16 protein-coding genes are annotated in these 14,254 nt (G+C 36.8%); 15 read left to right on the top strand and 1 reads right to left on the bottom strand.

Annotated elements, in window-relative coordinates; all coding sequences use genetic code 11:
- Positions 1-8: 8 nt before the first annotated feature.
- The 10 genes from ACLRVU_RS03245 to ACLRVU_RS03200 are packed head-to-tail and all read left to right on the top strand — an operon-like array spanning position 9 to position 8,322.
- Positions 9-449: a tetratricopeptide repeat protein gene (locus ACLRVU_RS03245; protein WP_412890674.1), complete on the top strand. Its 441-nt coding sequence runs from the start codon at positions 9-11 to the stop codon at positions 447-449.
- A complete protein-coding gene (rsmB, locus tag ACLRVU_RS03240; RefSeq protein WP_412890673.1) occupies positions 446-1,717 on the top strand; it encodes a 16S rRNA (cytosine(967)-C(5))-methyltransferase RsmB in 1,272 nt (423 codons plus the stop codon). The genes ACLRVU_RS03245 and rsmB overlap by 4 nt, the downstream gene beginning before the upstream one ends.
- Positions 1,701-2,732, top strand: coding sequence for a 23S rRNA (adenine(2503)-C(2))-methyltransferase RlmN (rlmN, locus tag ACLRVU_RS03235; RefSeq protein ID WP_412890672.1), 1,032 nt, complete (start codon positions 1,701-1,703; stop codon positions 2,730-2,732). Before rsmB ends, rlmN begins: the two co-directional genes overlap by 17 nt.
- A 4-nt stretch (positions 2,733-2,736) precedes the next feature.
- Positions 2,737-3,486 (top strand): Stp1/IreP family PP2C-type Ser/Thr phosphatase, encoded by a 750-nt coding sequence (locus ACLRVU_RS03230; RefSeq protein WP_412890671.1) that lies wholly within the window; start codon positions 2,737-2,739, stop codon positions 3,484-3,486.
- The gene (gene pknB, locus ACLRVU_RS03225) at positions 3,470-5,350 is read left to right on the top strand and encodes a Stk1 family PASTA domain-containing Ser/Thr kinase (RefSeq protein WP_412890670.1); all 1,881 of its coding nucleotides are present in this window, start codon (positions 3,470-3,472) and stop codon (positions 5,348-5,350) included. The genes ACLRVU_RS03230 and pknB overlap by 17 nt, the downstream gene beginning before the upstream one ends.
- An 11-nt stretch (positions 5,351-5,361) precedes the next feature.
- Positions 5,362-6,234 (top strand): ribosome small subunit-dependent GTPase A, encoded by an 873-nt coding sequence (rsgA, locus tag ACLRVU_RS03220; RefSeq protein WP_412890669.1) that lies wholly within the window; start codon positions 5,362-5,364, stop codon positions 6,232-6,234.
- Positions 6,234-6,881 (top strand): ribulose-phosphate 3-epimerase, encoded by a 648-nt coding sequence (gene rpe / locus ACLRVU_RS03215; protein WP_412890668.1) that lies wholly within the window; start codon positions 6,234-6,236, stop codon positions 6,879-6,881. Before rsgA ends, rpe begins: the two co-directional genes overlap by 1 nt.
- Positions 6,878-7,483, top strand: coding sequence for a thiamine diphosphokinase (locus ACLRVU_RS03210; RefSeq protein ID WP_147549125.1), 606 nt, complete (start codon positions 6,878-6,880; stop codon positions 7,481-7,483). The genes rpe and ACLRVU_RS03210 overlap by 4 nt, the downstream gene beginning before the upstream one ends.
- Position 7,484: 1 nt before the next feature.
- Positions 7,485-7,652: a hypothetical protein gene (locus tag ACLRVU_RS03205; RefSeq protein ID WP_412096995.1), complete on the top strand. Its 168-nt coding sequence runs from the start codon at positions 7,485-7,487 to the stop codon at positions 7,650-7,652.
- 43 nt (positions 7,653-7,695) lie between these two features.
- Entirely contained in the window at positions 7,696-8,322 is a 627-nt protein-coding gene (locus ACLRVU_RS03200) for a histidine phosphatase family protein (RefSeq protein WP_412890667.1), read from the top strand.
- Between the two features lie 80 nt (positions 8,323-8,402).
- Here the strand turns inward: ACLRVU_RS03200 and trhA are convergent, their stop codons facing one another.
- On the bottom strand, positions 8,403-9,041 hold the full coding sequence (trhA, locus tag ACLRVU_RS03195; RefSeq protein WP_147549121.1) for a PAQR family membrane homeostasis protein TrhA: 639 nt from the start codon (positions 9,039-9,041) through the stop codon (positions 8,403-8,405).
- A gap of 141 nt (positions 9,042-9,182) precedes the next feature.
- Here trhA and ACLRVU_RS03190 point away from each other — a divergent pair, with 141 nt between their 5' ends.
- From ACLRVU_RS03190 to ACLRVU_RS03170, 5 genes are all read left to right on the top strand, one after another.
- Positions 9,183-9,737 (top strand): DUF1836 domain-containing protein, encoded by a 555-nt coding sequence (locus tag ACLRVU_RS03190; protein WP_412890666.1) that lies wholly within the window; start codon positions 9,183-9,185, stop codon positions 9,735-9,737.
- A 161-nt stretch (positions 9,738-9,898) separates the two neighbouring features.
- On the top strand, positions 9,899-12,463 hold the full coding sequence (locus ACLRVU_RS03185) for an ATP-dependent Clp protease ATP-binding subunit (RefSeq protein ID WP_412890665.1): 2,565 nt from the start codon (positions 9,899-9,901) through the stop codon (positions 12,461-12,463).
- A gap of 238 nt (positions 12,464-12,701) precedes the next feature.
- Entirely contained in the window at positions 12,702-13,070 is a 369-nt protein-coding gene (locus ACLRVU_RS03180; RefSeq protein ID WP_412890664.1) for a nuclear transport factor 2 family protein, read from the top strand.
- 195 nt (positions 13,071-13,265) lie between these two features.
- Positions 13,266-13,829 carry a YdeI/OmpD-associated family protein gene (locus ACLRVU_RS03175; RefSeq protein WP_412890663.1) on the top strand — a complete coding sequence of 188 codons (564 nt, stop codon included), beginning with the start codon at positions 13,266-13,268 and terminating at the stop codon, positions 13,827-13,829.
- Between the two features lie 77 nt (positions 13,830-13,906).
- Positions 13,907-14,119, top strand: a complete 213-nt coding sequence (locus tag ACLRVU_RS03170; RefSeq protein ID WP_412890662.1) for a hypothetical protein — start codon at positions 13,907-13,909, stop codon at positions 14,117-14,119.
- Positions 14,120-14,254 lie beyond the last annotated feature (135 nt).

Here is a 14,254-nt window from a genome sequence, read left to right as displayed (position 1 = left end):
AGAAAAGCATGAGTAATAAATTAGAAAAGATAAAACAGGAAGCGGCAAAAGGAAATCTTGATGCAATTTATCAGCTGGGATTTGCTTATTATACCGGAAAGTCGATTGAACCGGACATGAATAAAGCGATTGAATGTTTTAAAAAAGCAGCCAGCAGCGGACATGTGCAAAGCATTCAGGCATTAGGCGTCTGTTATGCCAATGGCGATGGTGTGACCAAGGATTTAGAAAAAGCGGTCTTTTGGTATCGGAAAGGATCCGATTTGGGATATGATCAGTCTAAATATAATTTGGCCCTTTGTTATTACAGAGGTGAAGGGGTAACACAGGATGAAGAAATCGGAAAAGCGCTGATGGAAGAAGCGGCAAAAACGGATGTGGATGCCAAGCGTTTTATTCGAAAAGTATATAAGAAAAGTTTTTTTGACCGTTTTAGGGGGAAGCAATGAGAAAAGTAGCAGCAGAGATTATATACCATTATCAGACTAAACAAAGCTATTTAAATATAGAACTCAATGCGGCTTTGGAAAAAACACCTTTATCACGTGAAGATAAAGATTTGATTACTCGTATCGTTTACGGAACGGTGCAAAATGAAATTTATTTGATGTATCAATTAGAGCCGTTTGTTCATGGCAAGATCAAAGCTTATGAGCGGGCAGTTTTGCTGATCTCTTTTTATCAGCTGATCTTTTTAACGAAGATTCCCACCTATGCGGTGTGCAATGAAGCAGTGGATATGATTAAAAAGAAATACGGTATGCAGCGTTCAAAACTGATGAATGCGATTTTAAGAAATTTCATACGTCAAGGCGTACGTCCAATTGAAGCAAAAGATGAATTAGATTATTTAAGCATTGAAACATCAACGCCTTTATGGCTGGTAAAGCTGTTAAATAAACAGCTGGGAAAAGAAAAAGCAGTCCAGATCTGTCATAGTTATTTAGAAAAGTCCGCTTTAGCGGGACGAGTGAATACATTAAAAGCAAGCCGCGATGAGATATTGGCGGAATATCCGATCCTTAAAGCCGGAGAACTAAGTGAAGATGCTATCCTTTTTGAAAAAGGAAACATTGCTCATCATGAACTTTTTAAATCGGGAAAAGTAACGATCCAAGATGAGTCCAGTCAATTAGTGGCACGTTTCTTGAACCCGAAAGAAAACAGTTATGTTCTTGATATGTGCAGTGCCCCGGGATCAAAGACGACGCATTTAAGCGCACTGATGAACAATACCGGAAAGATTGAAGCCTATGATATTCATGAACATAAAATTCAGCTGATTGAAATGAATGCTGAGCGTTTGGGAGCTTTAAACATCACCGCACATGCGATGGATTCTACCCAATTAAGAGAAGTATATCCGGATGAAACCTTTGATTGTCTTTTATTGGATGCTCCATGTTCTGGGCTGGGAGTAGTGGCACGAAAACCGGAAATCAAATATCAAGCGCCTGATTCTATGGATGGGATCATTACGCTGCAAAGACAATTACTGGAAGTTGCCTATTATTTATTAAAAACCGGAGGAACCATGGTATACAGTACATGTACAATCAATAAAAAAGAAAATCAAATGCAGATGGAAAACTTTATGAAACTACATCCAAATATGCGATGTGTAAAAGAACAACTGATTTTACCTTATGAATACCACAGTGATGGATTCTATATGTGTAAACTAACTAAAGGAGCAGATAATGAAAGCAATTTATGATTATAATTTAACGGAATTAACAGAAGCCTTTTTATCTTTAAATGAAAAGAAATTCAGAGCGATGCAGGTCTTTGATTGGCTGTATGTCAAGTTTGCGAAGGATTTTAATGAAATGACGAACTTAAATAAGGATTTGCAGGCAAAGCTGCAGGAAAGCTTTGTGATTGACTTTTTAAAGGTTAAGAAAAAACAAGTATCAAAAGATGGGACAACAAAATATTTATTTGAATTGATGGATGGGCATCTGATTGAAACTGTGCTGATGCGCATGGAATATGGGAATTCGGTCTGTGTCACAAGCCAAGTAGGATGTAATATGGGGTGTTCTTTTTGTGCAAGCGGGCTGTTGAAAAAACAGCGTAACCTTACTTCGGGAGAAATGGTTGCCCAAATCATGCATGTTCAATTTGATTTGCTAGAAGAGCGTGAACGTGTAAGCCATGTTGTGGTGATGGGAACCGGAGAACCTTTTGATAATTATGAAGAAGTGACCAAATTCATTCAAACGATCAATGAACCCAAAGGTTTAGCGATCGGGGCACGCCATATCACAGTATCGACATGCGGGCTATGTGATAAAATTGAAGCTTATGGAGATTTAGGATTGCAGGCTAATTTAGCGATTTCACTGCATGCCCCTAATGATGAAATTCGTAATCAGCTAATGCCCATCAATAAAAAATATCCGATGGATACATTAAGACAATCGATCAAAAGATACAGTGAAAAAACGAATCGACGCATCACATTTGAGTATATCTTATTAAAAGATGTCAATGATAGTCTGGTTTGTGCCAGACAGTTGGCTCATTATGTAAAAGGGTTAAATGCTTATGTTAATCTCATTCCTTATAACAGTGTGGATGAACATGGCTATCAATCAGCAAGCAAAGAAACAATTGAGGCGTTCTATAACGAATTAGCAAGATTAAAGGTAAGAGCGACGATTCGCCGTGAGCATGGGGCAGACATTGATGGAGCCTGTGGTCAGTTAAGAGCAAAATTCCAGAGGTGAGAACATGAAAGTATTTGATGAGACAAATATAGGAAGACGTACATCCAATCAGGATAAGGTGGCGATTGTCAACACACGCGGCGGACAATTGCTGGCTTTAGTTTGTGACGGCATGGGCGGTCATAATTCGGGTGAACTTGCTTCCAAGATCGTTTGTGAATATCTCGTGGATTGTTTTAAAATGATGCCGGGTTTTATTTCAAGCGAAGAAGCCAAGTCATGGCTGCAGGATGCGATTAAAGAAGCAAATCAAGTCACCAAAAGACAAGCTCAAACCTCACCTTTGCATGCCGGAATGGGAACAACGATTGTCGTAGCGCTGATTTATCAGGATAAAGTATATGTCGGTAATATCGGAGACAGCCGCTGCTATCATATTCATCATGAAATTACTCAGCTGACAGATGATGATACGTTTGTGAATGAACTGATCAAATCGGGGGTAATCTCTAAAGAAGAAGCCAAATTTCATCCAAAACGCAATGTTTTGATGAAAGCGGTCGGAATTAATGAAAAAATCGAAGTGTTTATTCAAGAGTACAGCTTAAAGCCAGGTTATTTACTGCTATGTAGTGACGGCTTATATAATGCTGTGAGTGATGAACAAATCAGAGAGATTGTCATGAGCAAGGGGACAGTGGCAAATAAATGTCACTGTCTGATCCAGTTGGCATTGAAGCAAAACGGAAGTGACAATATCAGTGTTGCATTGATTGAAGTGGAAGGAGGCGACCTTAATGCCAAATCAAAATAGAATCATTGATGACCGTTATGAAATCAAAGCGATCATCGGTCAAGGTGGAATGGCAGATGTCTATCTGGCAGAAGATCTGATTTTAAAACGCGAAGTCGCGGTTAAAATATTGCGTGAGGTATTAGCCGAAGATCCAATATATGTTCAGCGCTTTAAGCGTGAAGCCAGCGCTGCAGCAACATTAAGCAATAAGAATATCGTTGAAATTTATGATGTGGGAGAAGAAAACGGCAAATATTACATTGTCATGGAATATGTTTCTGGTCAGACATTAAAGGAACTTATTTTTAAGCGTGGTGCCTTACATATGGCAGAAGCGATCGATGTGATGAAACAAGTCGCTGCCGGAGTAGCAGCCGCTCATAAATGCGGCATTATCCATCGTGATTTAAAACCGCAAAATATTTTAGTGACTAATGGCGGCATCGCTAAAATCGCCGATTTCGGGATTGCTTCAATTCAAACCGTAACCAATGTAACGAAGGCTGATACGATTATGGGTTCTTTGCATTACTTAGCCCCGGAAATTGCCCGTGGAGAAAAAGCAACGATTCAAAGCGATATTTATTCATTAGGAATCATGTTTTATGAGTTATTAGTCGGACAGGTTCCTTTTAATGGTGAATCACCAGTCAATATAGCGTTAAAACATATGCGGGAAGAATTACCGTCAGTACGTGAGATCAACCCGACTATTTATCAATCTGTGGAAAACATCATTATCAAGGCAACCGCTAAAAATGTCGAGAATCGCTATCAGAATGCAAATTTAATGCTGGAGGATTTAAAACAGGCTTTAGATCATCCAAACGATGAAAAAATAACGTTTATCAGTCAGGAAGATGATGATACAACGATTGTGGTTGGAAACGAGGAATTTTACAGCCAGTCGGAAATCCCTGCGGCAGAACCGGTGGTAAGTGAAGAGGATAAAAAAGCTAAAAAGAAAAAGCAAATGAAAATGGCAGCTTATGCAGGAATGGTTGCCGTGATTCTTTTTGTTGTCGGACTTTATGTGGTGATGGCAAATCCTTTTGGGAAAAAAGAAAAGCTGATAGAAATTCCCAATGTCGTTGGAAAAACATTAGAAGAAGCTAAAGCAGAATTGGAAAAAAATAATTTAGTTGTTTCAGATTTAATTAGCTATACTGTTTCTGATGAATATGAAGAAAACCATGTTGTTGCAGTTAATCCGTCATCAGGTAAAGAGGTCAAAGAAAAATCAGAAGTGCGATTGACGGTTTCAAAAGGAAAATATATTTTAATTGGGAATTATATTGGGAAAAATATTGATACCGCTAAAAAAGAATTAGATGATATGGGTATGGTTGTCAATGTGATCGAACAGGAGAGCGAGGAAGCCGAAGGAACCGTTATTTCGCAATCCATTGATGAAGGACAAAAGATTGTACCGGATGCGCCTAATAAAATTATCACGCTGAAAGTTTCAAGCGGATTATCCATCAAAGTAGAGAATTATTTAGGAATGGATGTCTTTAGCGCAAAAGCAAACTTAGAAAGTCAGGGCTTTTTTGTGACGTTGAATGTTTTACCTGCCCCTACAGCAATTTATCAGATTCAAAATATGAAGATTAATGTCGTAGAAGGACAATCATTAAGCGCCGGAACAGTCGTTCATAAAAAAGGTGAAGCTATTACGCTCGATTATTATGATAAGAAGCCTGATCTTCCAGCCGAAGATCCTGATGATGACGATGATAATGGCACAAACAACGGAAATAATAGCGACGGAAGCAGCAATAACGGACAGAATAATAATGGAAATACAACTACACCGGGAAATGGGCAGACGGAAACCCCAAGCGATAAACCGAATACCGATACACCGACGACGAATCAATAAAGGAGAAAACTATGCCAGAAGGAAAGATTATAAAAGCTTTATCCGGATTTTACTATGTGCAAAGCGATGAGATGATTTATGAGTGCCGTGCACGAGGAAAATTTAGAAATATTGATTTTAAACCATTAGTAGGAGATGAAGTAGTCTTTCAAATAGAAAACAAAACTGCCGGGTATATTATGGAAGTAAAAGAGCGACGTAACTTTTTGGTACGCCCGCCAATCAGCAATATCGATCAGGCGATCATTGTCGTATCGGCAAAAGAACCGGATTTTTCAACGCTTCTGTTGGATAAATTTCTCTTGTTGATTGAATCTTCAAAAATTAAACCGGTGATATGTATTACTAAAGCGGATTTGATCGATTCTGATGATCCTTTATTAAAGGATATTGAAAACTATCGTAAAAGTGGCTATGAGATTCATTTGCTGAGTGCAAAAGATGAGAGTGGCTTAGAAGAGATTCAGGAGGTATTCAAAGGAAAAGAAAGTGTCATTACCGGACAAAGCGGAGTAGGGAAATCAACGCTGCTGAATGCCTTGAATATTCATTTGAATTTAGAAACCAGTGAAATTTCTAAAGCCTTAGGGCGAGGGCGGCATACTACTCGCCATGTGGAATTAGTGAAAATTCTTGGCGGACTGGTAGCTGATACCCCTGGCTTTTCCTCACTCGAATTAGAGATGAGCAAAGAAGAAGCGGCCACTGCCTATCATGATTTTGCCGAATTGTCAGCACAGTGTAAATTTAGGGAGTGTCTGCACGATTCAGAACCTCATTGCAGGGTTAAAGAAGCGGTTGAAGCAGGAGAAATTGCTCAATCACGTTACCAGCATTACTTACAGTTTTTAAATGAAATCAAGAATAGAAAGGAAAAATACTAATGATTATTTCACCTTCAGTTTTATCAGCCAATTTTGCTGATTTAAAAACAGATATTAAAAAAATAGAAGAAGGCGGTGCAAGCTGGCTTCATTATGATGTAATGGATGGACATTTCGTGCCTAATATTTCGTTTGGCTATAGTATTTTAAGCGATGTTAGAAAAGTCACAGATTTATTTTTAGATGTTCATTTGATGATCAGTGATCCAAACAAATATTTAGATGATTTCATCAAGGCAGGAGCAGATCTTATTACGTTTCACTATGAGTCTTATGACAGTCTTGATCAAATAAAAACAGCGATCACTAAAATAAAAGATCAAGGAATTAAAGCCGGCATCAGCATCAAACCCAATACAAGTGTCGAAGCCATTCGCCCATTATTATCTGATTTAGACTTAGTCTTGGTGATGAGTGTAGAACCGGGATTTGGCGGACAATCCTTTATGTTAAATGCGGTTGATAAAATAAAAACACTCCGAAACTGGATTGATCAGGATAAAATTCAATGCTTGATTGAAGTGGATGGCGGAATCAATGAAGAAACCGGAAAGCAATGTCAAGCTGCCGGAGCTGATGTTTTAGTAGCAGGAAGCTATATCTTTAAACATGAGAATACAAAAAAAGCAATCGAGTCGTTAAAATGAAAGCAGGATTAGTTGGAGCTGCACCGACACAAATGACATTAGATCCCAATTTACCTTATATTGGGGTGGATGGCGGTGTAGAGACATTGCTGTCACAAGGAATCATGCCAATGGTTGTAGTTGGAGATTACGATTCACTAAAGGATAAAAACTGTTTAAAGAAGATTAAAAATATACAATTGCCTCAGCAAAAAGATGAGACAGATACGGCAATAGCGATTGAATATTTATTATCAAACGGGTATAATGATATCGTGTTGTATGGAGTGACAGGGGGAAGACTGGATCATTTCCTAGCGGTACTGTGTATGCTTAAAAAATATCGGGATCATTCTTTAACTATCTTGGATGAACAAAATAAGATTTATTTATTAAAAGCAGGCAAACACTGCATACATAAACAGGGGTATCGCTATCTATCTTTTTTTACAGATCAGGATACCTATATTACAATTAAAGGATGCGTTTATCCGTTAGATCAGTATTTGTTGAAAAACAATGATCCGTTATGTGTTTCCAATGAGATATGTAACGAGACTTGTGAAATAGAAATAACAAATGATGTGATTGTTGTGCAGTCGAATAATAAAGGGGGAATATAGTTTGGCAACAAAAAGAGAAAAACGTAATGAAATACGTAAGCAGAATCATGAAGAATTTGAAGAAAAAACGAAAAAGAAAGAATTAATGAGCAAAAGCGACAGAATCAAATGGGCATTGTTTGGTGTTGTTTTAATTTGTTTATGGATTCTAACTAAATTTTCAGCATAAACACAAAAGAGAACGCATCGTTCTCTTTTTTAGGAGGAAAGATATGATAAGCTTTTATATTGTTCGTCATGGACAAACTATTTTTAATCAAAAAGATATGGTACAGGGATGGTGTGATTCACCTTTAACTCAGACCGGAATCAATCAGGCAATCGGTGCCGGGATAGGATTGCATGATGTTTTGTTTAGTCATGCATACACCTCCATCAGTGAACGTGCATATGATACCGCTAATGCTATTATTCAAAATCGGAAAATTCCTTTAACGATTGATAAACGCCTAAAGGAATTTAATTTTGGCATGCTGGAGGGGGAAAAAAACGAAGTGCTGATGAAGCCTTTTAACGGGGATTTTGAAACCGCGATTAAAATAGGCTGGGTAAAAGACGGCGGTGAAAATGAAACGATGGTACGTGAAAGAGTCCGTTCTTTCTTTGATGAAATCACATCGCTTCATGAAAATGGCAATGTCTTAGTAACGACACATGGTTTAACTATTATGGCAATTCTAAAGGAAATGGTGCCCCAGGATTTTAATATCGAATTATTAGATCGTGGTATTGAAAATTGTTCGGTAACCATTATTGAATATGATGGTGAATATCATTTAAAAGCATTAAACGATACGACCTATCGGGATCAAGGACTAAAAAGATCTGTAAAGGAATAAATGAATGACGAGCTAAATACTTGTCTTTTTTTATTGGTCTGAGTTGTAATTAGTTTAAAATAAAAAACACCCGCAGGTGTTTAAATGTATAATGCAATGGCAATGAAATGAAAGAAAGTGCCAATCATAATGAATATATGAAATAACTCATGAAACCCAAAACGTTCTGTAAAGTTTGGTTTTTTAATAATATAAATAATAGCTCCGATGCTATAGCTGATGCCTCCGATGGCAATCAGTGTGACACAGGCGGTACTCATTGAAGTTAAAATGCTGACATCAAACAAGATCGACCAGCCTAAGCCTAAATAAAATACGGTTGACAGCCAGCGCGGAGCATCCATCCAAATCATTTTAATAATAATGCCAAGGATGGCGACAGACCAAATCACTCCTAGAAATAATCGCGGATCATCCATATAGGCTAAGCAGAGTGGCGTATAAGAACCTACAATGAGGATGTAAATCATCGCATGATCAAGTTTTCTTAAACGTAATTTAGAAGGCGCATCTTCTCTTACATAGTGATAAATACTGCTGGCACTGTAAAGTGCCATCATAGATAAGCCAAAGACGAGAACGGACAGGATTGAAGATAACGATCCATGACGCAGCCATTGACTGATAACGACGACCGCTGTTCCCACTACGGCAAAAATCGCTCCTATAAAATGGGTTAAAAAACTAATGGGATCCTGTGCCCGATCATAAAATTTCATAAAATAATCCCCCTTAAATAAATGAATGTAGTTTTCAGAACTACTTTATGAAGTTATTATATCATCATATGTGTATTAGTCAATTAAAATATTGATTTTAAAAACTGTTTAATATAGAATGTACATAGGGAGGGCAAAACAATGACAGATGGATTTACTGAAATCGTACATAAAATCTTACAGAGAAGTGATGTGCATGCGGATGCAATTCCTTCATTAGATCTTTATATCGATCAGATCATTACTTTGCTGGATCAGGAACTAGGCAATAATAAAAGAAATGAAAAAGATAAGATTTTAACGAAGACTATGGTGAATAACTATAGTAAACAGGGAATTTTAAAACCTATTAAAGGAAAAAAATATTCTAAAGATCACATTATTCAGATGCTGATTATCTATTCTTTAAAGAATACGCTGTCAATAGAAGAGATTAAGCGGATCCTACAACCAATATATAAGCTGTCCGATGAGAATAATGTCGATTTAAGTCATATATATGATCATTATTTAGAATTGAAAGAGGATAAAAAAGAAGTCATGGCTGTTGCTATTGATACTATTTTAAGAGATGAAAAGTTAAACTTGGCTCAAGATGAGGATCGCTTAGTCATGGTGTTGTGTTTGTGTGCTTTGTCTGAATTTTCAAAATCAGTAGCACAGGAATTGATCGATCAATATTATCCGGTAAAATAGAATGCGCTGCATTCTTTTTTTGTTTTGGGAATGATTCATTTATTTCTGCCCATGCTAAATATGTAATATTAGATATTTTAGCACTTTCCTATTGACAGTGCTAAGAATAGTGCTATAATAAAATTAGCACTTAGGATAAAAGAGTGCTAAGGAGTGATAACATGGATATAGAAAAAATGACGCATAAGATGCAGGAAGCTGTTTCGAAGGCTTTTCAGTTAGCCTTGAATTCATCGAATCAAATTGTCGATATCTTACATTTACTAAAAGTATTATTGGAAGATAGCAGCGGTATGCTGCCACGTATTTTTGAAAAGCTGAACTTAGATAAGAATTTAGCTATGGCTTACTTGGATCAGAAATTGAAGCTGCTGCCACAGGTTCGGACAACTCAGGAAGAGATGCGGATTTCTTATGATTTAAATACATTATTTCAAAATGCATTGAAAGTGCAGAACCAATTGAAAGATGAATATCTGTCTGTTGAACATATTATTATTGCATTATATGATACTCAGTCACATACTGTAAAAGAGTTCTTAGAAGAAACGAAAATGGATAAAGCCGAAGTATTGAAGGCAATTAAAGAGATAAGGGGGACAAATACAGTGAATAATCAAAACCCAGAAAATCAATATGAAGTATTAACCAAATATGGACGTGATCTTACTTCAGAAGTAAAAGATGGAAAGATCGATGTTATTATCGGGCGTGATGAAGAAATTCGTCGTGTGATCCAAATATTATCACGTAAAACTAAAAACAATCCAATTTTGATCGGTGAACCTGGGGTAGGTAAAACTGCCATTGTTGAAGGGTTAGCTTGGCGTATTTATAAAAATGACGTACCTATTTCATTACAAAATAAGACGGTTTATGAATTGGATTTAGGAGCTTTGGTAGCCGGAGCAAAATATCGCGGTGAGTTTGAAGAGAGATTAAAAGCTGTTTTAAATGAAATTCAAAAAGCTGAGGGAAACATCATTTTGTTTATTGATGAAATTCATCAGTTAGTTGGTGCCGGTAAGACCGATGGTGCTATGGATGCAGCCAACCTATTAAAACCAATGCTTGCAAGAGGAGAACTGCATTGTATCGGGGCAACTACATTGGATGAATATCGTATGTATATAGAAAAGGATGCTGCTTTGGAAAGACGTTTCCAAAAGGTAATGGTAGATGAACCTGGCATTGATGACACGATTGCTATTTTAAGAGGACTTAAAAATGGTTTTGAAACGCATCACGGAGTTCAGATCAGTGATAGTTCATTAGTTGCCGCAGCCAATCTGTCAGAACGTTATATCACAGATCGTTTCCTACCGGATAAAGCGATTGATCTTATTGATGAGGCTTGTGCAACGATCCGTATGGAAATCGATTCTCTGCCGCAGGAATTAGATACGATTACCCGTGAAAAGAACCGTTTAGAGATGGAAAGAATATCTATTGAAAAAGATACGAGTGAAAAAAACAAAGAACGTTTGGACGATATTAAACAAAAGATCGCTTCATTGGATGAAAAAGAGAAAGTACTGTTGTCAAAATGGCAGGAAGAAAAGAAACAGCTTGAAGAAGCGAAGGCATTAAAGGATCAACGTTCTAAACTTCAGCTGCAGCAGGAACAGTATGAACTGGAATCTGATTTTGAAAAAGCATCACGTATCAAATACGAAGAGCTGCCAGCGATTGAAAAGAAAATCGAAGCTTTAGAAAGTACCAATAAAGAGGACTACTTACTACAAGAAAAAGTAACCGAAGAAACGGTAGCGGAAGTTATTTCAAAATGGACACATATTCCAGTCAGCAAATTGCAGCAGTCTGAAAGAGAAAAGATACTGACATTAGGTGAAGTGCTTGCACAGCGTGTTATCGGTCAGGATCAGGCTTTAGAGAAAGTAACCAATGCTATCCTGCGTTCAAGAGCGGGGATTCGTGATGAAAGCAAACCGATTGGATCCTTCTTGTTCTTAGGACCAACTGGGGTAGGAAAAACAGAAGTCGCTAAAGCATTGGCAGAACAGTTGTTTGACAGTGAAAAACATATTGTACGAATTGATATGTCTGAATATATGGAGAAATACAGCGTCTCTCGTTTATTAGGAGCACCTCCAGGATATGTAGGATACGAAGAAGGCGGACAATTAACCGAGGCGGTACGCCGCAATCCTTATTCCATCGTCTTGCTGGATGAAATCGAAAAAGCCCATCCGGATGTATTCAATATTTTACTTCAGGTATTAGATGACGGACGTATTACCGATTCAAAAGGAAAAGTAGTCAGCTTCAAAAATACAATCATTATCATGACATCAAATATTGGTTCAAATTATTTATTAGACGGAAATACAAAAGAAAATCAAGATTTAGTGATGGGTGAGTTAAGGTCTTACTTCAAACCTGAATTGCTGAATCGTATTGATGAGATCGTACTCTTTAATTCATTAGATCAAAGCGTCATCTATAAAGTAATTGATAAATTCATTCATCAATTGGAAAAACGTTTAAGTGATCAAAATATTCAATTATCAGTCAGTGATCAGGCAAAACAGTTTATCATGGATAATGGCTATGATTATCAATATGGTGCAAGACCATTGCAGCGTTATATCCAAACGTATATTGAAACATTGGTAGCAAAGAAAATTATCGAAGGAGCAATCGTACCGAATTCTAAAGTCGCTATTGATGTTGAGAATGGTCAGTTTGTTATTGAGGTGCAATAAGGGAGATTTGTCTCCCTTTTTTTCTGCTTAAAATAGTAAACGACCTAAACATGGAATTTACTAAGGATCTATGATACACTTAAATTAATAACCGCTGTTTATGATATGAAAGCCAAACGAATGAAGAAATTTATGATAATCTAATGAAATACAAAGAACCTTACAAAGTATAACATTACACAAAAGGAACTGCTTAAAATATTTAATATAACATTTTAAAATAATGGAGGAGAATGCAATGAATATTTATGATTTTTGGGAAGCAACATTAAAACAGGATGCAGTGAAGATGAGAACCTTTTTTCATGAAGGGGCACATATTAACTGGCATGATACGAATGAACATTTTACTTTAGAAGAATTCATTCGGGCAAATTGTGAGTATCCTGATCAATGGAGCGGAAAAGTAGAGCGTGCAGAAAGAATGGGAGATTTGATTATTACCGCTACCCATGTTTATGCTTTAAATAAGCCCTTGTCGTTTCATGTTGTTTCTTTTATACAACTTAAAGATGAAAAGATTATCTTGATGGATGAATATTGGGGAGAAGATGGAGATATTCCGCAATGGCGAAAAGAAAAGCATATTGGAAAACCGATCCAATAATGTTGAAGTAAGAAAGGAAAACAATTAGATCATGATGTATTGGAAGCTAACGCAGATCTGTTCATAGCGATTTTTTTGCGAAACCATGGAACGATGTTTATCCTTAGAACTAAGGAATGAAATATTATTGATGGATTCTGTGTGAAAAATGAGTTTGAACTGTCTTTAATAAAATAATAAAAAGGAGAAAATTTAATGAATGATCCACTGCATTTTAAAACACGTGATGAATTTAGAAATTGGCTGACTAAGCATTGTTTAGATAGTCAAGGTGTTTGGCTGTTATTTGGCAAGGGGAAAACGTCTCAAACATTAAAAGCGAGTGAAGCATTGGAAGAGGCACTTTGCTTTGGCTGGATCGATGGACTGATGAAGCGTATCGATGATACATCTTACATGAAATATTTTTCTATTCGACAAAAAGAGAGCAAATGGTCAAAAAAGAATAAAGCATTGGCACAAAGTCTGGAAAAATCAGGCAGAATGACGGAGCTAGGCAAATCAAAAATTGAAGAAGCAAAAAAGAACGGACAATGGGATAAAGCAGCTCAACCTTCTGCTGTGACACAGGAACAGATTATGATGGTTGCTGAACTATTGAAAGAAAATGAACTGGCATATGTTCATTTTAAAGCGATGTCACCTTCTGTGCAAAAGACGTATACGCGTGCTTATTTAGATGCTAAAACAGAAGCAGGACAGGCAAAACGCAAAGCCTGGATGATTGGTCGTTTAGAAAAAAATTTGAAGCCAATGTAGATGATCGAATATAATAATTTAAATTCAATAAACAAGGGTGATATATTGTTGTTATCTTATACATAGGGGAGATAGGAATGAAATTGGAATTTAAAAAAATAAGCCAATTTAAACGAGGAATTCTTTTTGAACTGCTTACAGATGCTTATTCTTTTGATATTCAATGCCAACAGCATTGGGAGAAAGACTGGCAAGAATTTGACGACTTTTTCTTTAATCATTTAGTGATTGCAGATAGTTGTGGATTTATCACCACCATTGCTGGTGAAACAATCGGATTTGTTTCATGAGATTCAAGAAATAAACCAAAATCGGTTATTGTAGGACATAACTGTATAAAAACAAAATACAAAGGAAGTGGTTTTGGAAAATACCAGCTTAAAGAAGCGATTCATCGAATCCGTCAATAACCTCTTGGCGAATGT

It is taken from the genome of Beduini sp. (assembly GCF_047239305.1).
Taxonomy (GTDB): Bacteria; Bacillota_I; Bacilli_A; order Erysipelotrichales; family Coprobacillaceae; genus Beduini.
This window is presented reverse-complemented; position numbering and strand designations above follow the sequence as displayed.